The sequence below is a fragment of the Streptomyces sp. NPDC059224 genome (assembly GCF_042754285.1).
GTDB lineage: Bacteria > Actinomycetota > Actinomycetes > Streptomycetales > Streptomycetaceae > Streptomyces.
Window position 1 is genome coordinate 17,927 of sequence record NZ_JBHZAN010000047.1, and the last position, 22,156, is coordinate 40,082.

General features: G+C 75.2%; 1 protein-coding gene. It reads left to right on the forward strand.

Annotated elements, in window-relative coordinates; translation table 11 throughout:
* The first annotated feature begins 61 nt into the window (after positions 1–61).
* Positions 62–22,129 carry a non-ribosomal peptide synthase/polyketide synthase gene (locus ACFXI4_RS38060; RefSeq protein ID WP_385000229.1) on the forward strand — a complete coding sequence of 7,356 codons (22,068 nt, stop codon included), beginning with the start codon at positions 62–64 and terminating at the stop codon, positions 22,127–22,129.
* Positions 22,130–22,156: the final 27 nt, after the last annotated feature.

Genomic DNA, 22,156 nt, shown 5'->3' on the forward strand with positions numbered 1-22,156 from the left:
CTATGCGAGCGGTCGCGGCTCCGCTGAGCCGTTCCACACCTATGGGGAGGCACGGGCAGCTGTGTCGGGCAACACGCGATCTTCCGCACCCACTTCGGCGATTCCGGCTTCCGCGAATCCGGCGACGAGGGTGGGCACCACCGAGGAGTACTGGCGGCAGAGGTTCGCCGCACCGGCACCGGAGACCGCGCTGCCGCACGACTTCCCCCACCCGCCCCGGTCGCGGGAACGAGGCCGGCCGGGCCGCCGCACGGCGGCGCTGCGGACCACCGCCGACGAGGCGACCCGGCTCGCCGCCTTCGTCGCCCTCCTGCACCGCTACGGCGGCGCCGCCGCGACCGAGATGACCGTCGCGTACGACGGGCTCCCCCTGCGCCTCACGGTGGCCGGCGGCCTGACCTTCGCCCAACTCCGCGCAGGCGTCACGGCCGCCCGCGCGGAGGCGGCCGCCCACCGGCTGCCGACCGCCGACCTGCTGCGGCTGCTCGCTCCCGAACCCGGCCGCGGTGGCGCCCTGTTGTGCGCCACCGGCTTCGGCAGCGCGCCCTGGGAACAGGGCGGCCCGCTGGACCTGGCGCTGTCCGTGGCCGACGGGGAACTGCGCGCGGACTACGACCCCGACCTCTTCGAGGCCGCCACCGTCGACCGCGTCCTCGGCCACTACGCCACCCTGCTCGCCGCGGCCCTCGACCGGGCCGACACCCCGGTCGCCGCCCTGGACCTCCTCGGCGAGGACGAACGGCACCGGATCCTCGTCGAGTGGAACGACACCGCGCACTGCGCGCCCGCGCTCACCTGGCCGCGCATGTTCGCCGACCAGGTGGCCGCCCGCCCCGACGAGGTGGCCCTGATCCACGAGGACGTCCGCCTCACCTACGCCGAACTCGACGCCCGGGCGGCCCGCTTGGCGCACGCCCTAATGGCCAGGGGGGCCGGGCCCGAGCGGGTGGTGGCCCTCGCCGTCCCGCGCTCGGCCGACATGATCGTGGCCGAGGTCGCCGTGCTGAAGGCGGGCGCCGCCTACCTGCCCGTCGACACCGACTACCCGGCGGACCGCATCGCCTACATGCTCGACGACGCCCGGCCGGTCTGCCTCGTCACCACCGCCGAGACGGTCCCCGACCTGCCACCGGGCCAGGACCCGCTGGTCCTCGACGCCCCGGAGACCCGCGCCGAACTCGCCGGCCACCCCGAACACGACCCCGCGGCCGCCGCCGGGCTGACCGTGGCACACGCCGCGTACGTCATCTACACCTCCGGCTCCACCGGCCGCCCCAAGGGCGTGGTGCTCTCCCACGCCGGCGTCGCCAAACTGGTCGCCACCCAGCGCGAACGGTTCGGGATCGGCCCGCACAGCCGGGTCCTGCAGTTCGCCTCGCCCAGCTTCGACGTGGCCTTCTGGGACCTGTGCCTCGGCCTGCTCTCCGGCGGGCGGCTGGTCGTCGTACCCGCCGACCGCCGGGTGCCCGGCGCGCCGCTCGCCGACTACGCGAACGAGCACGGCATCACCTTCATGATCCTGCCGCCCGCGCTGCTGGCCGCCATGCCGGAGGACGTACCGCTCCCGTCCGGGGCGACCCTGCTGGCGGGCACCGAGCGGGTCTCGCCGGAACTGGTCGGGCGGTACGCGCGCGGCCGGATGATGTTCAACGCCTACGGCCCCACCGAGGCCACCACCAACTCCACGCTCGGACTGTGCGATCCGGACACCCCGGCCGGGACCATCGTGCCCATCGGCGTCCCGGACCCCGGCACCCGCGCCTACGTCCTGGACGACCGGCTGCGGCCGGTACCGGCCGGTGTGGTGGGCGAGTTGTACCTCGGCGGCGCCGGACTCGCCCGCGGCTACCTCGGCCGGCCCGCGCTCACCGCCGAGCGGTTCGTCGCCGACCCGTTCGGCGCGCCCGGCGAGCGCCTCTACCGCACCGGCGACCTGGTCCGCTGGAAGGCGGACGGGCGGCTGGAGTTCCACGGCCGGGCCGACGGCCAGGTCAAGATCCGCGGCTTCCGTATCGAGCCCGGCGAGATCGAGTCGGTGCTGCGCGCCCACCCCGCCGTCGACCAGGCCGCCGTCGTGGTCCGCGAGGACCGCCCGGGCGACCGCCGGCTCGCCGCCTACGTCGTGCCCTCCCTGGAAGCCGCCGGGGCCGACGAGGCCGTGTCCGACTGGAAGGACCTGCACGAACTCCTCTACTCCGCCGCCGGTTCGGACGGCTTCGAGGAGAACTTCGCGGGCTGGAACAGCATGTACGACGGGCTGCCCATTCCCCTCGCCGACCTGCGCGAGTGGCGGGACGCGACCGTCGACCGGATCCGGGAACTGCGGCCCCGCCACGTCCTGGAGATCGGCGTGGGCAGCGGACTGCTGCTGTCCCGGATCGCCCCGGGCTGCGACGGGTACGTCGGCACCGACCTCTCCGAGGAAGCCGTGCGCGCCCTGCGCGCCCAGGTCGAGGCCGTACCCGAACTGGCCGGCAGGGTCACTCTGCTGGCCCGGCCCGCGCACGAGCTGACCGGCCTGCCGGAGGGCACCTTCGACACGATCGTCGTCAACTCCGTCATCCAGTACTTCCCGGGCGCCGGCTACCTCACCGACGTCCTTCGCTCGGCCCTCCGGCTCCTTGCGCCCGGTGGCGCGCTGTTCGTCGGCGACGTACGGAACCTGCGGCTGCTGCGGACCCTGAGCGCGGCCATCGAGACGGCACGGGCCGGCACGGACGACAAGGAGGCCCTGCGTGCCGCCGTCGACCGGGCCGTCGCCTGGGAGGGTGAACTCCTCGTCGACCCGGACTACTTCGCGGCCCTGGACGGCTGCACCGCCGAGGTGCGGATCAAGCGCGGCACCCACCACAACGAGCTGACCCGCTACCGCTACGACGTCGTCCTGCGCCCGGCCGCCACGACCTCCACCGGCGACCCGGCCGAGGTCCCCACCGACCCCGCGAACGAGGTCCCCTGGTCGGACCTGGGCACCCCCGAGGCCCTCGCCGAGCGGCTGACCGCCCCGGACCGACCGGCACGGCTGCGCGTCACCGGCATCCCCAACGCCCGCCTCGCCCCCGACCTGGATGCCCGCGGCACCCTCGACGACTCCAGCCGCACCGGCGGCCCCGGCGTCGACCCCGAGACCGTGCACGAGACCGCCGCCCGGCACGGCCTGCGGGCCGCCCTCACCTGGACCGCGGACGCCGACGACGGCAGTTTCGACGCGGTGTTCGCGCTCGGCGACGACACCCCGCTCGGCCCGCTCTACCGCCCCGCCCAGGACCACCCGCACGCCAACCGGCCGGCGCCGTTCCGCAACGTGGGCGCGCTGATGGCCCAACTGCGCTCGCACGCAGCCGAGTTCCTGCCCGAGTACATGGTCCCGGCCGGCCTGGTCCCGCTGGACCGGCTGCCCGTCACCCCCAGCGGCAAGCTCGACTCGGCCGCCCTGCCCGTCCCGGACTACGGCCTGCTCAGCGCGGGCCGCGCCCCGCGCACCGAGCGGGAACGCCTGCTGTGCGGCCTGTACGCACGCGCCCTGCGGGTGTCCTCGGTCACCGTCGACGACGACTTCTTCGCGCTCGGCGGCGACAGCATCGTCGCCATCCAGCTACTGGTCCTGGCCCGCCGGGGCGGCCTGGAGCTGACCTCGCGCGACGTGTTCCGGCACCGTACGGTCGCCCAGCTCGCCACCGTCGCCCGCACCGCCGACGCGAGCACCGAGGACACCGCCGAGCTGCCCTGGGACGCCCCGACCGCCGAGGAACTCGCGGCGCTCCAGGGCCAGAACCCGCTCACCGTCGCCGAGGTCCTGCCGCTCGGCCCGCTCCAGGAGGGCTTCTACTTCCACGCCCTGGTGGACGGCGGCGAGCACGACGCCTACGTGGTCCAGCAGGTGATCGAACTCGCCGGACCCGTCGACGGCGACCTGCTCCGGCAGGCCGCCCGGCGGCTGCTCGACCGGCACGCCCCGCTACGGGCCTGCTTCCGCCGGCTCCCGGGCGACCGCCCCGTCCAGATCGTCGCCACCGGCCTCGACGTGCCGTGGCGCGAGGTCGACCTCGCCGCCCAGGATCCCGCCGTCCGTGCGGGACTCGCCGAGGCCGTCGCCGCCGACGAGCGCGCCCGCCGCTTCGACCTCGCCCACCCGCCGCTGGTGCGCTGCGCCCTGGTCCGCCTCGCCCCGGACCGCGGCCGACTGGTCCTGACCTTCCACCACATCGTCGCCGACGGCTGGTCGCTGCCCGTCCTGCACCGCGAACTCCTCGCCCTGTACGGCGCCGAGCCCACCGCGCTGCCGGAAGTCGCACCTTTGCGCGGCCATCTGGCCCGCATCGCCCGCGCCGACCGCGAGGCCGCCCGGCACGCCTGGCGATCCGCCCTGGCCGGGATCGACGAGCCCACCCGCCTGGTCGAGACCCCCGCCACCGGGCCGATCGAGCCCGCCCAGATCCGCATCGAGCTGCCCGAGCGCACCACCGCCCGCCTCACCGCCCGTGCCCGTGAGCACGGCGTCACCCTCGGCACCGTCGTCCAGGCCGCCTGGGGCCTGCTGCTGGCCGGCCTCACCGGCCGCCAGGACGTGCTGTTCGGCACCACCGTCTCCGGCCGTGACGCCGCCGTGCCGGGCATCGAGTCGATGGTCGGCCTCTTCATCAACACCCTGCCCACCCGGCTCAGCTGGACGCCCGCCGACACCCTCGGCGCCGTCCTGGAACGGCTCCAGCGGGAGCAGAGCGCCCTTCTGGACCACCAGCACCTCGGCCTCGCCGAGATCCAGCGGGCCGCCGGACACCCGGGCGGCGGCGAACTCTTCGACACCCTCGTGGTGTTCGAGAACTACCCCGCCGACTCGAACCTCACCGACCCCACCGGCACCATCCGGCTGACCGGGCACGCCTTCCACGACGCCGTGCACTATCCGCTGGCCCTGATCGTCAAGCCCGGCCGCCGACTCGACCTGCGCCTCAAGCACCACACCGGCCGGCTCTCCGCCGACGCCGCCGGGCTCCTCGCCGGCCGGCTCACCCTGGTCCTGGACGCCCTCGCCGACGACACCGCCCGTCCGGTGGCCGCCCTCGACCTGCGCACCCCGGCCGAGCGGACCCACCCCGAGGGCGAGCGGCACACCGTGCCCGCGGTCACCCTGCCCGACGCCATCGCCGCGCAGACCGCCCGCACCCCCGGCGCCACCGCCGTCGTCTTCGCGGACACCACCCTCAGCTACGCCGAACTCGACGCCCGCGCCGAAGCGTTGGCCCGACGGCTGCGGGCCCGGGGAGCCGGACCCGAGCAGTTCGTCGCCGTCGCCGTGCCGCGCTCGGCGGAACTGATGGTGGCCCTGCTCGGCGTGCTCAAGGCGGGCGCCGCCTATCTGCCCGTCGACCTCGACTACCCGGCCGACCGCATCGCGTACATGCTCAGCGACTCCGGCGCCCGGACCGTCGTCACCACCGCCCGGGACGCCGTACGCCTGCCGGACCCGGACGGCCTGGACATCCTGTACGCGGAGGGGGGCGAGGAGGGCGCGGACCTTCCGGACGCACCCCGGGGCGTGCCGCTCACCCCCGACCACCCCGCCTACCTGATCTACACCTCCGGCTCCACCGGCCGCCCCAAGGGCGTCGTCGTCACGCACCGCGCCATCGGCAACCGGCTCGCCTGGATGCAGGGCGCCTACCGGCTCGGCGCCGACGACCGGGTGCTGCAGAAGACACCGGCGAGTTTCGACGTCAGTGTCTGGGAGTTCTTCTGGGCGCTGCACGAGGGCGCCGCCGTCGTCCTCGCCGCCCCCGACGGGCACCGTGACCCCGCCTACCTCGCCCGGCTGATCCGGGCCGAGAACGTGACGACGGCGCACTTCGTCCCGTCCATGCTGGAGGCGTTCCTCGCCTCCGAGGAGGTCACCGCGGACCCCGCGTGGGCGGGCAGCCTGCGCCGGGTCCTCAGCAGCGGCGAAGGGCTGCCCGGACAGGCGGCGGCCCGCTGGCACGAGCTGACCGGCGTCCCGCTGCACAACCTGTACGGCCCCACCGAGGCCGCCGTCGACGTGACCCACCACACCTTCGACGGCGCACCCGACACCACCGTGCCCATCGGCCGGGCCGTGTGGAACACCGGCCTGCGCGTGCTGGACTCCGGCCTGCGCCCGGTGCCCGACGGCGTCCCCGGCGAGCTGTACCTGACCGGCGTCCAGCTGGCCCGCGGCTACCACCGGCGCCCCGCGCTCACCGCCGACCGCTTCGTCGCCGACCCGTACGCGGCCACCCCAGGCGCCCGGATGTACCGCACGGGTGACCTGGTGCGCCGCCGCCCGGAAGGCACCCTCGACTACCTGGGCCGTACCGACCGGCAGGTCAAGCTGCGCGGAAACCGGATCGAACCCGGCGAGATCGAGGCCGCGCTGACCGGGCACCCGGCGGTGGCGCGCGGTGCCGTCGTCGTCCGCGACCAGCGCCTGGTCGCCTACGCGGTCCCGGCCGCCGGTGCCGTCGCCGACCCGGCCGAACTGCGTGCCGCGCTCGCGGACGCGCTGCCCGCCCCCCTGGTCCCGGAGGCGTATGTCGTCCTCGACGACCTGCCGCTCACCCCGAGCGGCAAGCTCGACCAAGCCGCACTCCCCGCTCCCGAGGCCGGACGCGCCGCCCGCCGCGAGCCCGCCGGCCCCCTGGAACGGCAGCTCACCGACATCTTCGCGGGCGTCCTCGGCATCGCCGACGTCGGCCCGGACGACGACTTCTTCCGGCTCGGCGGCGACAGCATCAGCTCCATCGGTGTCGCGAGCCGGGCCCGGGCCGCCGGCCTCGGCCTCAGCCCGCGCGACGTGTTCACCCACCGCACGCCCGCCGCCCTCGCGGCCAACACCGGCACCGCCACGGCCGCCACTTCGGCCGCCGCCTTCCCCCTCACCGACGCCGAGCAGGCCCGCGTCCGCGCCCTCGCCGCCCCGGCGGCCGTCGCCGACGTCTGGCCGCTGGCCCCCCTCCAGGAGGGCCTGTTCTTCCACTCGGCCTATGACCAGGGCGCGTTGGACGTCTACACCGTCCACGAGACCTTCGACTTCGCCACCCGGCTGGACACGGCCCGGCTGCGCGCCGCGGTCCGCACGCTGCTCGACCGCAACCCCGGCCTGCGCGCCGGCTTCACCAGCGAAGGCCTCGACCGGCCGGTGCAGTTCATCGTCGAGGACCCGGGCATCCCGCTGACGGAGGTCGACCTCGCCCACCTCTCGGCGGCCGAACAGGACCTCTGTGTGCGGGAGTTGACCGACGCCGAGCGCAACCGGCGGTTCGACCTGGCCGCGCCCCCGCTGTTCCGGCTGCTCCTGCTCCGCCTCGGCGCCGAGCGAGGCGACCGGCTGGTCGTCGGCCGCCACCTGATCCTCTGGGACGGCTGGTCGGCCTGGCTCCTCCTCGACGAACTGTTCGCGCTGTACGAGACCGGCGGCGACGCCGGAGCACTGGCCGCGCCCGGCAGCTACCGGGACTACCTGACCTGGCTGGACCAGCAGGACGACGCCGCCGCCACCGCCGCCTGGCGCACCGCCCTGGGCGGCCTGGAGGAGCCCACCCTGCTCGCGCCGACGGCCGCGGACGGCCTCGAACCGGTCATCCCCGAGCAGCTCGGGGTACGCCTGAGCGCCGCACTCGGCGACCGGCTGCGGGAGACCGGCCGCGCCCACGGCCTCACCCTGAACACCCTGCTCAACGCGGCCTGGGGCCTCACCCTCGCCTCCGCCACCGGCCGCCCCGACATCGTGTTCGGCACGACGGTGGCCGGCCGGCCCAGCGAGGTCCACGACGTCGGGAACATCATCGGCCTGTTCCTCAACACGGTCCCGACCCGGATCGTGTTCGACCCCGCCGAGCCGGTCCTCGGCCTGCTCCGCCGCATCCAGGGCGAGCGGCTCGACCTGATGCCGTACGAACACCTCAGCCTCGGCGTGCTCCAGGCCGAGACCGGGCACCGCAAGCTCTTCGACACCCTGTTCGTGCTCCGCAACAACGACACCGAGGACCGGCTGGCGCGGCTGCGCACCCGGCACGGCGCCACCGCCGTCGCCAACGTCGACGCCACCCACTACCCGGCCAACCTCGTCGTCACCCCGGGTCACCGGATCGCGCTCACCCTCACCCACCGGCCCGATCTCGTCCCCGCGGACCGCGCGCAGGACCTCCTGGACCGCTTCGCCCTGCTCCTGGACCGCCTCACCGCCGACCTGACGGCCCCCGTCGGCTCCCTGGACCCGCTGCTGCCCGCCGAACACGCGGCGCTGCGCGAGGAGTGGGCCGCCGGGCGGGTCGCGGACCCCGAGGACACCATCGCCGACCTGCTGGCAGCCCAGGCCGCCCGCACCCCGGACGCCCGCGCCCTGGTCTTCGGCGAGCGCACCCTGACCTACGCCGAACTCGACGCCGCCGTCAACCGCATGGCCCGGCTGCTGACGGAGCGCGGCGCGGGCCCCGAGCGGGTCGTCGCCCTCGCCCTGCCGCGCTCCCTCGACATGGTCGTCGCCCTGTTCGCCGTACTGCGCACGGGCGCCGCCTATCTGCCGCTGGAGCTGGACCACCCGGCCGACCGGCTCTCCCTGACGCTGGCCGACGCCCGCCCGCTGCTGCTGCTCAGCAACACGGCCGTATCGGCCACGCTGGAGGGCGACATGACCCGGGTACTGCTCGACGACCCGGACACCGAGGGGGAGCTGGCCGGGCTGCCGGACACCCCCGTGCACCGCCGTTTCAGCCTCGAACACCCCGCCTACGTCATCTACACCTCCGGTTCCACCGGCCGCCCCAAGGGCGTCGTCACCCCCTACCGGGGACTGACGAACATGCAGCTCAACCACCAGAAGGAGATCTTCGGACCAGCCATCGCGGCGGCCGGTGGCCGGCGGCTGCGGATCGCGCACACCGTGTCCTTCGCCTTCGACATGTCGTGGGAGGAGTTGCTCTGGCTGGTCGAGGGCCACGAAGTGCACGTGTGCGACGAGGAGTTGCGGCGCGACGCCGAGGCGCTGGTCGCCTACTGCCGACACCACCGCGTCGACGTCGTCAACGTGACCCCCACCTACGCCCGGCTCCTCATCGAGCAGGGCCTGCTGGAGGGCCACGTCCCGCCGCTGGTGCTGCTCGGCGGCGAAGCCGTCCCGGAGACCGTCTGGACGGCCCTGCGCGACACCGAGGGCACCTACGGCTACAACCTGTACGGGCCCACCGAGTACACCATCAACACCCTCGGCGGCGGCACCCTCGACAGCGCCACCCCGACCGTCGGCAAGCCGATCCGCGGCACTCGCGCCCACATCCTGGACTCCTGGCTGCGGCCGGTGCCCGAGGGCGTGCCCGGCGAGCTGTACGTCGCCGGCATCGGCCTGGCCCGCGGCTACCTCGACCGGCCGGGCCCGACCGCCGAACGGTTCGTCGCCGACCCGTTCGGCGTGCCCGGCGAGCGCATGTACCGCACCGGCGACCTGGTGCGGCGGGGCCCCGACGGCAACCTCGACTTCCTCGGCCGCACCGACGACCAGGTCAAGATCCGCGGCTACCGCGTCGAACCCGGCGAGATCGAGACCGCCCTGAGCCGCCACCCCCTGGTCTCCCAGGCCGCCGTGGTGGTCCGCGACGAACGCCTCGTCGGCTATGTCGTGCCGTCCGGCGCCGGCACCGGCGAACGCACCGCCGCCGAGGCCGCACAGGTCGGGGAGTGGCGGGAGATCTACTCCGACGAGTACGAGGAGATCGGCACCGCCGTCTTCACCGAGCAGTACGACGGCTGGGACAGCTCCTACGACGGACAGCCCATCCCCTTCGAGCAGATGCACGAGTGGCGCGAGGCCACCCTCGCCCGTATCCGCTCGCTGAACCCGCGCCGCGTCCTCGAGATCGGCGTCGGCTCCGGCCTGTTGCTCTCCCGGCTCGCCCCGGAGGCCGAGGCCTACTGGGCGACCGACCTCGCCGCCCCCGTCATCCGGAAGATCGGCGCCGAACTGCGCGCCGGGGACCCGGAGCTGGCGGCCAGGGTCGAGCTGCGCTGCCGTCCCGCCGACGATCTCGGCGGCCTGCCCGCCGACTACTTCGACACGATCGTCGTCAACTCCGTCATCCAGTACTTCCCGAGCATCGAGTACCTCGCCTCGGTCATCGACGGCGCCATGGCGCTGCTCGCACCCGGCGGTGCCCTCTTCATCGGCGACGTCCGCAACCTGCGGCTCGCCCGCACCTTCCACACCGAGATCCAGCACGCGCGGGGCACGGCGGACGACGAGCTGGAGCGGGCCGTGGAACGCGGGCTGCGCCTGGAGAAGGAACTCCTGGTCGACCCCGACTTCTTCACCACCCTCGGCCACGGCGTCGACCTGCGCACCAAGCGCGGCCGGCACCACAACGAACTGACCCGGCACCGCTACGACGTCGTCCTGTACGCGGGTGAGCCAGACGTGCGGCTGGGCGAAGCCCCGACGGTCGAATGGACCACCGCCCACACCGTGGGTGAACTCGCCCGCGGCGGCTGGACCTCCGAAGCCGTCGGCCGGCTCCTGTCGGCCGGTTCCGGGCCGGCCGGCCGGCGAGGCGACCGCTCGCGCGCCGAGCGGCCCGCGGCCCTGCGCGTGACCGGCATCCCGGACGGCCGGACCGCCGAGGACGGCGTCGACCCCGAGACCCTGCACGCGCTCGGCGCGGCCGCCGGACACCGGGTGCTGACCACCTGGTCGGCACGGACCGGCACGTACGACGCCGTCTTCCTCACCGGCGAGCCCGCCGAACACCGCCTCACCGACGGCCTGTTTCGCCCCGGCGGCGGCAGCGGACCCTACGCCAACGACCCCACCGCGGCCCGCGAGACCAGCGCCCTGGTCCGCAGGCTGCGCGAGGACCTCGGCCGTGAGCTGCCCGCGTACATGGTCCCGGCCGCTTTCGTCACCGTCGACGGCCTGCCCATGAACGCCAACGGCAAGCTCGACGTCCGGGCCCTGCCCGAGGCCGAACCCGCCGTCGCCCTCGGCGGCGGGCGCGGCCCCCGCACCCCGCAGGAAGAGGTGCTGTGCCGCCTGTTCGCGGAGGTGCTGGGGCTGCCGGCGGCCGGCGCCGAGGACAACTTCTTCGACCTGGGCGGCCATTCGCTGCTCGCCACCCGCCTGGTCAGCCGGGCCCGCACCGAGCTGGGCGCCGAACTCGCCATCCGTGACCTCTTCGAGGCGCCCACCCCGGCCCGGCTCGCCGCCCGGGTCGGTGCCGCCGGCCCGGCCCGGCCGCCCGTCACCGCGGTGACCGACCGCCCCGACCGCATCCCGCTGTCCCCGGCCCAGCGCCGGATGCTGCTCGTCGAACAGATCACCGGCAGCGGCGTCGCCTACCACTTCCCGCTGGTCCTGCGGCTGCGCGGGGACCTCGACACCGAGGCCCTGCGTGCCGCCCTGCGGGACGTGGCGGGCCGCCACGAGGCCCTGCGCACGGTGTTCCCCGCCCACGATTCGGAGCCGTACCAGCGGATCGTCCCGGCCGGCGAGGCGGAGCCGGCCCTCACCGTCACCGACGCCCGTGAGGAAGACCTGCCCGCGCTGATCGAGGCCGCCCAGCGCCGCCCCTTCGACCTCACCGCCGAACTCCCGCTGCGCTGCCAGGTGTTCCGGCTCGGCGCTGACGAGCACGTGGTGGCCGTCGTCCTGCACCACATCACCACCGACGAGTGGTCCGACCGGCCCTTCCTCGCCGACCTCGACACCGCCTACGCGGCCCGCCGCGCGGACACGGCCCCGGACTGGGCGCCGCTGCCCGTGCAGTACGCCGACTACACCCTGTGGCAGGACCGCCTCCTCGACCTGTTCGGGGATCGGCAACTCACCTACTGGACCGAGACCTTGCGCGGCGCCCCCGCGGAACTGGCCCTGCCCCTGGACCGGACCCGCCCGGCCGAGCCCTCCGGCCGCGGCGGCACCGTACGCCGGGCGGTGCCCGCGGACACCGGCCGAGCCCTGCGCGATCTCTCCACCGCCACCGGCACCAGCATGTTCATGCTGCTCCAGGCGGCCACCGCCGCCCTGCTGCACCGGCTCGGAGCGGGCGACGACATCCCGCTGGGCGCCCCCATCGCCGGCCGCACCGACAGCGGACTGGACGACCTGGTCGGCTTCTTCGTCAACACCCTCGTCCTGCGCACGGACCTCTCCAGTGCCGACGGCGAAGAACTGACCTTCCGTCAGCTGCTGGCCCGGGTGCGGGAGTCGTCACTGGCCGCTTTCGAGCACCAGGACGTGCCCTTCGACCGGGTGGTGGAGGCCGTCAACCCGCCCCGCGCCGCCGGACGCAACCCCCTCTTCCAGGTCATGCTCGGCTACCACCACCGGCCCGACGGCGAGCCGGACACCCTGCTCGGACTGCCCGCCGACTGGTACGACATGGCCACCGGCACCGCCAAGTTCGACCTCGACTTCACCTTCGTCGACGAGTCCGACGTCTCCGGCCGCATCACGCTCCTGCTGGAGTACGCCACCGACCTCGCCGACCCCGGGACGGCCGCGCTGCTCGCCGAGCGGCTCGTCCTCCTCCTCGACCGGGCCGCCCGCACCCCGGACGCCCCGCTCGCGGACCTGGACATCCTGACGCCGGACGAGCTGGCGAACGCCACCGGCGCCTGGAACGACACCGCGCACCCGGTGGAGACCCGCTCCGTCCCCGAGATCCTCGCCGACACCGCCTGCCGCCACCCCGCCCGTACGGCCCTGGTCACCGGCCCGTCCGGCACCCCGCGCCGCACCACGTTCGCCGAACTCCACGGACACGTCCAGGCGCTGGCGCAACGGCTGCGCGCCCACGGCGCCGGTCCCGGCACGGTCGTCGGACTCGCCCTGCCCCGCCAGGAGATGGTGCCCGCGCTCCTCGGCGTCCTCGCCGCGGGCGCCGCCTACCTTCCCCTCGACCCCGAACACCCGGCGGAGCGCCTGGAGTTCATGCTCACCGACGCGGCCCCGGCGTGCGTGCTCACCACCTCCGCGCTCGCCGTGCGCCTTCCGGACGCCCCGGCGGTACCACGGCTGCTCCTCGACGAGCCATGGCCGGTGGCCGCCCCGGCCCGCACCGCCCCGGCCCCGCACCCGCTCCAGGCCGCGTACACCATCTACACCTCCGGCTCCACGGGCCGCCCCAAGGGCGTCATCGGCACCCACCGCGGACTGGGCAACCTCTACGCAGCCCATCTGCGCGACCTGATCGAGCCCGCCGTCCGCGACACCGGGCGGGAGACGCTGCGCGCGATCCACGCCGCCTCCTTCAGCTTCGACGGCTCCTGGGAACCGCTGCTGTGGCTCCTCGCCGGGCACGAACTGCACGTCGTGGACGAGCCGACCATGCTCGACCCCGCGGCCCTGCTGCGCCGGCTCGCCGACTCGGACATCGACTTCGTCGACCTCACCCCCACCTATCTGCGCGAACTGCTGCACCATGGCTTCCTCGCGGCCGACGGCACCGGCCCGGTCCCGGCCGTCGTCGCCGTCGGCGGAGAGGCCACCCCGCCCGCCCTGTGGCGGCGCCTGACCGCCCTGCCCGACACCGCCGTGCACGACCTGTACGGACCCACCGAGTGCGCGGTCGACGCCTACGGCTGGCACCACGCCCCGGGCACCGGCCAGGCCGCCGACTGGGCCGCCCCGCTGGACAACATCCGCGCCCATGTCCTCGACGACAGGCTGCGGCCCACCCCCGCCGGGGTGCCCGGCGAGCTGTACCTCGCGGGCGAGGGACTGGCCCGCGGCTACCTGGGCCGTCCCGGCCTGACCGCCGGGCGGTTCGTCGCCGACCCGTACGCGGCCACGCCCGGCGCGCGCATGTACCGCACCGGCGACCTGGTGCGCCGCCGGCCCGACGGCACCCTCGTCTTCCTCGGCCGCGCCGACGACCAGGTCAAGCTGCGCGGCTTCCGGATCGAACCCGGCGAGGTCGAGGCCGTGCTCGTCGGCCACCCCGCCGTCGCCGCCGCGGCCGTCGTCGTCCGCGAGGACCGGCCCGGCTCACCCCGCCTGGTCGCCTACGTCGTCGGGGACCGGACGAGCGGGCAGGTGCCCGACCCGGCCAAACTGCGCGCCCATGCCGTGGCCGCGCTGCCGGCGCCGATGGTGCCCGCCGCCTTCGTCGCCCTCGGCGCACTGCCCCGCACGGTCAACGGCAAGCTCGACACCGCCGCCCTGCCCGCCCCCGGCCCGACGGCCGCCGCGAGTGCCGGCGGGCGGCCGCCGCGCACCGCGCGCGAGGAACTGCTGTGCGCGGAGTTCGCCGCCGTGCTCGGCGTCGGACAGGTCGGTCCCGACGACGACTTCTTCGCCCTCGGCGGCCACTCACTGGTCGCCATGCGCCTGGTCGGCCGGGTCCGCGCGGCGCTCGGGGGAGAGGTCTCGCTGCGTACGGTCTTCGACGCGCCGACCCCGGCCCGGCTCGCGGCCCGTCTCGACGCGGGCCGGGCCGTCGGCCGGCCCGCGCTGGACAGCGCACGGCCGCGCCCCGAGCGGCTGCCGCTGTCCTCCGCCCAGCACCGGCTGTGGCTCCTCGACCAGGTGGAGGGCCCCAACCCCGCGTACAACATCCCCGCCGCCTGGCGTCTCACCGGCGAGCTGGAACGGGCCGCCCTCGAAGCCGCCCTCAACGACGTCGTCGCCCGCCACGCGCCGCTGCGGACCGTGTTCCCGGCGGTGGACGGGGTGCCGTACCAGCGGGTGCTGGACCCCGCCGAGGGCCGCGTGCGGCTCGGCACCGGGCAGCACACCGAGCCGGCCGCCGAGGCCGCCCGCCCCTTCGACCTCGCGCGTGAACTCCCCCTGCGGGCCGCACTGTTCGAGACCGGCACACCGCGGGAACAGGTGCTGCTGCTCGTCCTGCACCACATCGCAACCGACGAGTGGTCCGACCGGCCGCTGCTCGCCGACCTCTCCGCCGCCTACGCGGCCCGGACCGCCGGCCGCGGCCCCGAGTGGGCTCCGCTGCCCGCGAGTTACGCCGACTACACGCTCTGGCAGCGCGACCTGCTGGAGGCCACCGGCGCCGATCTGCTGGCCCACTGGAAGGACACCCTGGCCGGGCTCCCGGCGGAACTGAACCTGCCCGTGGACCGGCCGCGCCCCGCCGAGTCCAGCGGCCGCGGCGGCACCGTCGGCTTCACCGTCCCGCCCCGCCTGGAAGCCGCGCTGCGGGCCCTCGCCCGCGACCACGGCGTCAGCATGTTCATGGTCGCCCAGGCGTCCGTGGCCGCGCTGCTGCACCGGCTCGGCGCCGGCGAGGACATCCCGCTCGGCGCCCCCGTCTCCGGGCGCGGCGACGAAGCACTCGACGACCTCGTCGGCTTCTTCGTCAACTCCCTGGTCCTGCGCACCGACCTGTCCGGCGATCCCACCTTCGCCGAACTGCTGGCCCGCGTCCGGGAGACCGACCTGGCCGCCTACGAGCACCAGGACCTGCCCTTCGAACGGCTGGTGGAGGCCCTCAACCCCGAACGCTCCCTCGCCCGGCACCCGTTGTTCCAGGTGATGGTCGTCCACCTGGCCGGGCAGCGCACCGGACCCGTCCTGCCCGGCCTCACGGCCCGCCGGGAGACCGTGGGCCAGGACGGCGCCAAGTTCGACCTCAGCTTCGACTTCGTCGAGCAGGGCGAGGGCAACGGCATCCAGGGCTGGATCGAGTACAGCGCCGACCTGTTCGACCCCGCCACCGCCGAGGCCCTGGCCCTCCGGCTGGAGTCGCTCCTCGAACAGGTCGCCGCCGACCCCGGCCGCCGCGTCGCCACCCTCGACGTGCTGCGCGACGCCGAACGCGCCCTGGTCCTCACCGAGTTCAACGACACCCGCCACGACGTCCCCCACCTCACCCTGCCCGAGCTGTTCCGCGCACAGGCCGCCCGCACCCCCACGGCCACGGCGGTCGTCTTCGAGGACACCTCGCTCACCTACGCCGAACTCGACCGGCGCGTCGAGCGGCTGGCCCACACCCTCGCCGCGCACGGGGCGGGAGCCGAGGCGACGGTCGCCGTCGCCCTGCCGCGCTCCCCGGCACTCGTGGTGACGCTGCTCGCCGCGCACCGCGCGGGCGCCGCCTACCTGCCCCTGGACACCGGCTACCCGGCCGAGCGGCTCGCGTACACGCTCACCGACGCGCGCCCGGTCTGCCTGGTCACCACCGAAGGCGTCGCCCTCCCCGGCACCGGCGTCCCCCGCCTCACGGTCGACGCCGGCGGCACCCCCGCCGAGCCGGCCCACGCACCCCTGCCCACCGCCTACGACCCCCGCCGTCCCGCCTACGTCATCTACACCTCCGGCTCCACCGGCCGCCCCAAGGGCGTCGCCGTCACGCACTCGGGCATCGTCAACCGGCTGCTGTGGATGCAGGACACCTACCGACTCGGCGCCGACGACCGGGTGCTGCAGAAGACCCCCGCCGGGTTCGACGTGTCCGTGTGGGAGTTCTTCTGGCCGCTGATCACCGGCGCCACCCTGGTCCTGGCCCGTCCCGAGGGCCACCAGGACCCGGTCCACCTGGCCGGCCTGATCGAGCGGCAGCGCATCACCACGGCCCACTTCGTGCCGTCGATGCTGCGTGCCTACCTGGACGAACCGGCCGCCGCCGGCCGTACCGCGCTGCGCCAGGTGATGTGCAGCGGCGAGGCCCTGCCCGCCCCGCTGGCCGCCCGCTTCCACCAGGTCCTGCCGGGCACCCGCCTGCACAACCTGTACGGACCCACGGAGGCGTCCGTCGACGTCACCGCACACGAGGTGCCCGCCGACCCGGCCGCCGTGCCGATCGGCCGCCCGGTGTGGAACACCCGGACCTACGTCCTCGACGGCGCCCTGAACCCGGTGCCGCCCGGCGTGAGCGGTGAACTCTATCTGGCGGGCGTCCAGCTGGCCCGGGGCTACCTCGGGCGTCCCGGCCTGACCGCCGAGCGGTTCGTCGCGGACCCCTTCGGCGAGCCGGGGGAGCGGATGTACCGCACCGGTGACCTGGCCCGCTGGAGCGGGAGCGGCGAGCTGGAGTACCTCGGCCGTGTCGACGACCAGGTCAAGCTGCGCGGCTTCCGGATCGAACCCGGCGAGATCGAGGCGGTGCTGGCCGCCCATCCGGGCGTCGCGCACGCCACCGTCGTGCTGCGCGACGAGCGGCTCGTCGCCTACGTGGTCCCCGCCGGCTCCGGCACGGACCCCGCCGGACTCCGGGCCCACACCGCCCGGTCGCTGCCCGACCACATGGTGCCGGCCGCCGTGGTCACCCTCGACGCCCTGCCGCTCACCCCCAACGGCAAGCTGGACCGCCGGGCGCTGCCCGCGCCGGACTTCGCCGCCGAGGTCGGCGACACCCTGCCGCGCACCCCGCTGGAGGAGACCCTGTGCGCTCTCGTCGCCGAGGTGCTCGGACTCGGACGAGTCGGCGTCGAGGACGACTTCTTCGCCCTCGGCGGCGACAGCATCGTCGCCATGCAACTGGTCGCCCGGGCCCGCGCCGCCGGACTGGCGTTCAGCCCCCGGGACGTGTTCCGGCACAAGTCGGCCGCCGGACTGGCCACCGTGACCGCCACGGCCGTCGCCGAACACCGGGAGGAGAGCCTCCTGCTCGACCTCACCGACAGCGAGCGTGCCGAACTCGCCGCCCTGCCCGCCGGATCCGGCGTCCTGCCCGTCTCCCCGCTCCAGGCCGGCCTGCTCTTCCACGCGGCCCTGGACTCCGGCGACGAGGGACCCGACGTCTACACCGTCCAGGTCTCCTACGACCTCGACGGCCCCCTGGACCCCGACCGGCTGCGCGCCGCCGGGCAGGCCGTGCTCGACGCCCACGAGAACCTGCGCGGCGGCTTTTGGCACCTGTCCTCCGGACGGCCCGTCGCCGTCGTACCGCGCACCGCCGTACTGCCGTGGCGGCGGCTCGACCTCACCGGGGAAGCGCAGGACTGGACCCGGCTGCTCGAACAGGAGCGGCGCCGCTTCGACCTCGAACACCCGCCGCTGCTGCGGATGCTGCTGGCCCGGGTCGGGCAGGACCGGCACCGGCTGGTCCTCTCCCACCAGCACCTGCTCCTGGACGGCTGGTCGCTGCCCCTGCTGGCCGCCGAACTGTGGGCGCGCTACGAGGGCCGCACCCCGGCACCGGCCGCCCCCTACCGTGCGCATCTGCGGCTGCTGGCCGCCCAGGACCCCGCCGCGGCCACCGCCGCCTGGAACGAGGCCCTCACCGGTCTCGCCGAGCCCACCCGGCTCGCGCCCGCCGACCCCGACCGGGCCACCGCCGTCCCGCACACCCACACCGTGGAACTGGACGCCGGCCGCACCGCGGAGCTGGAGGCGTTCGCCAGGAGCCGGGGCGTCACCCTCAACACCCTGGTGCAGGCGGCCTGGGGCGTGCTCCTCGGCCGGCTCACCGGGCGCGAGGACGTGGTGTTCGGCGCCACCGTCGCCGGCCGCTCGCCCGAACTCGCCGGATCCGAGGCGATGATCGGCCTGTTCATCAACACGGTCCCGGTACGGGTACGGGTCCGCCCAGCCGAGAGCACGGCCGCCCTGCTGGAGCGGCTCCAGGACGAGCAGTCCCGGCTCATCGCCCACCAGCACCTCGGACTCGCCGACATCCAGCGCGCCGCCGGACTGGGCGAACTCTTCGACACCCTGCTGGTGTTCGAGTCCTACCCGGTGGCCGAGGACGACGAGGGGACCGGGGACGCGCCGCGCGTCACCGTCCGCGACCACGCGGACTCCACCCACTATCCACTGGCCTGGGCCGTCGAACCCGCCGAACGGCTGCGGCTGACCGCCGAGTTCCGCCCCGACCTGTTCGAGGCGGCCACCGTACGACGGATCACCGACGCCCTGACCGCACTCCTCACCGGCATGGCCGCCGACCCGGACGGTCCCGTCGGCCGGCTGGAGCTGCTCGGCTCCGCCGACCGGTACGCCGTCCTGGAGACCTGGAACGACAACGCACTCCCGACGTCCGAACGACCGGGCACGGTACCGGCGTTGTTCGCCACACAGGCCGCCGCCACCCCGGACGCGGTCGCTGTCACCGACGGCCGCACCACCTGGACGTTCGCCGAACTCGACGCCCGAAGCTCCGAGTTGGCGCGGACGCTGGCCGGGCACGGCGCCGGACCCGAGCGGATCGTGGCGCTCGCGCTGCCCCGCACCGCCGGCCACATCGCCGCGATCCTCGCGGTGATGAAGGCGGGCGCCGCCTATCTGCCCCTCGATCCCGACCTGCCCGAGGCCCGGCTGGCCGCGACGCTCGCCGACGCCCGCCCGGCGCTGCTCCTCGCCACGACGGACACCGCCGCCGGTCTGCCGCCCGCCACCGGGGTCCCGGTCCTCCTCCTGGACGCCCCCGCGGACGGCCTGCCGCAGTCCGAGCCCACCCCGCCCGGCCCCGACCACCCCGCCTACGTCATCTACACGTCCGGTTCCACCGGCCGCCCCAAGGGGGTCGTCGTCACCCAGCGCGGTGTCGCCAACCTCTTCCACAGCCACCGCCACGACCTGCACGACCTGGCCAGGGAACGCACCGGACGACGGCACCTGCGCATCGGGCACGCCTGGTCGTTCTCCTTCGACGCCTCCTGGCAGCCGCAACTGTGGCTCCTGGACGGGCACGCGCTGCACATCGCGGACGACGAGACGCGCCGCGACCCCGAGCTCCTCACCGCGTTCGTCCGTGACCAGGGCATCGACTTCGTCGAGGTCACGCCGTCCCTGCTCGCCCGGATGGCGGACAGCGGGCTGATCGGCCCGGACGGCCGCTGCCCGCTGGCACTGGTCGGCTTCGGCGGCGAGGCCGTGCCCGAGTCGCTGTGGCACCGGCTTGCCGCCCTCCCGGACACCGAGGCCGTCAACCTCTACGGTCCCACCGAGGCCACCGTGGACGCCCTCGTCGGCCGGGTCCGCGACAGCGCCCGCCCGGTCGTCGGACGCCCCGTCCACCACTCCCGCGCCTACGTCCTGGACACCGCGCTGCGCCCGGTCCCGCCCGGCGTCACCGGCGAGCTGTACCTCTCCGGGCCGGGCCTGGCCCGCGGCTACCTGGGCCGCCCGTCACTGACCGCCGAACGCTTCGTCGCGGACCCCTTCGGCAACCCGGGGGAGCGGATGTACCGCACCGGCGACCTGGCCCGCTGGACCGAGGAGGGACTTCTGGAGTTCGCCGGCCGCAGCGACGACCAGGTGAAGATCCGCGGCTACCGGGTCGAACCCGCCGAGATCGAGGCCGCGTTGGACACCCATCCGGCAGTCGTGCGGAGCGTCGTCGTGACCCGCGAACACCGCCCCGGCGTACGGCAGTTGATCGCCTACGCGGTGTCGGCCGACGCGGCCGGCGCCGAACTGCGCGCCCATGCCGCGGCCGTCCTGCCCGACTACATGGTCCCGGCCGCCGTGGTCGTGCTGGAGCGGCTGCCGCTGCTGTCCAACGGCAAGCTCGACCGGGCCGCCCTGCCCGCCCCCGACTTCACCGCGGCGGGCGGCGGCCGGGCCCCGGAGAACGACACCGAGCACACCCTGCGCGACCTGTTCGCCGACACCCTCGGGCTGCCCGCCGCGGCCGTCGGCACGGACGACGACTTCTTCGCCTACGGCGGCGACAGCATCGTCGCCATGCAACTCGTCGCCCGGGCCCGCTCCGGCGGCCTGCGGATCACGCCCCGCCAGGTCTTCCGGCACCGCACGGTCGCGGGCCTCGCCGCCGTCGCCGTCCCGCTGGGAGCCGGCGAACGGCACGCCACGCACGACGACGGCACCGGCAGCGTCCCGCTCACCCCGATCATGCGGGCCCTGATCGACCGCGGCGGCCCGATCGCCGCCTACCACCAGGCGGCCCTGATCCGCACCCCCGCCGACCTCACCGGACCCGGCCTGCTGAGCGTGCTCGGGGCGCTCGCCGCCCGGCACGACATGCTCCGTGCCCGGCTCGTCCGCGCACCACAGGCCGCCCTGTGGGTGCCGGCCGCGCCCGACACCGACGTGCGGACCTGGCTCGCCCGGGTCGACGTACGCGACGCCGTGGCCGACGAGTCCGCACTGCGGGACGCCATCGCCCGCCACGCGCGTACGGCCCTGGCGGAACTCGACCCCGACACCGGGGCGATGGTGCGGGCCGTCTGGTTCGACGCCGGTCCCGGCCGTCCCGGGCGGCTGCTGCTCCTCGTCCACCACCTGGTGATCGACGGCGTCTCCTGGCGGGTGCTGCTGCCCGACCTGGCCACCGCCTGGGCGGCCGTCCGCGGCGGCCGAACCCCCGAACCGGCCCCGGTGGAGCTGTCGTTCGGCCGCTGGTCGCGGCTGCTCGGCGCCCGCGCCACCGACCCCGCGGCCGAGGACGAGCTGCCGTGGTGGACGTCCGTCCTCGCCGAGGGCGCCGGACTGCCTCTGGCCCGCCCCCTGGACCCCGCGCGGGACACGGTCGCGCGGACCCGCTACCTCTCGCTGACCCTGCCCGCCGCTGTCACCGGGCCGCTGCTCAGCCGGGCCCCGGCCGCCTTCGGGGCGAGCGTCAACGACGTCCTGCTCACCGCGTTCGCCCTGGCCGTCGGTGACTGGCGGGCCCGCACGCTGGGCGCCCGGAGCGCCGGCGGCCCGGTCCTGGTCGACCTGGAGGGCCACGGCCGTGAGGAGGAGATCGCGGGCGACGCCGACCTGTCCCGTACGGTCGGCTGGTTCACCAGCGTGGTCCCGGTACGGCTCGACCCGGGCACGGCCGGATTGGACACGCTCGGGGGCGGGGCCGCGCTGGACGAGGCGGTGGCCCGGATCCGGGAGCACCTCGGCAATCTCCCCGCGGCCGGTGTCGGCCACGGCCTGCTGCGCCATCTCCACCCCGTGACCGGGCCGCTCCTCGCCGAACTCGGCGAACCGCAGATCGAGTTCAACTACATGGGCCGCTTCGACCGGCCCGCGGACGCCGACTGGTCCTACGCCGCCGAGGAGTCCGCCGCCGACCTCGACGCCGACCCCGGCATGCCGATGTCGCACGCCCTCACCCTCAACGCCCTCACCGAGGACCGCCCCGAAGGCCCGGAACTCGGCGCCCACTGGGCGTACGCGGCCGACCTCCTCACCGAGGACGCGGTACGGGCGCTGGCCGAGACCTGGTTCCGCGCGCTGGAGGCCCTGGTACGACGCGCGGAGGAACGCGACTGACGGCCCGCACCGCACCCACCCACGCAG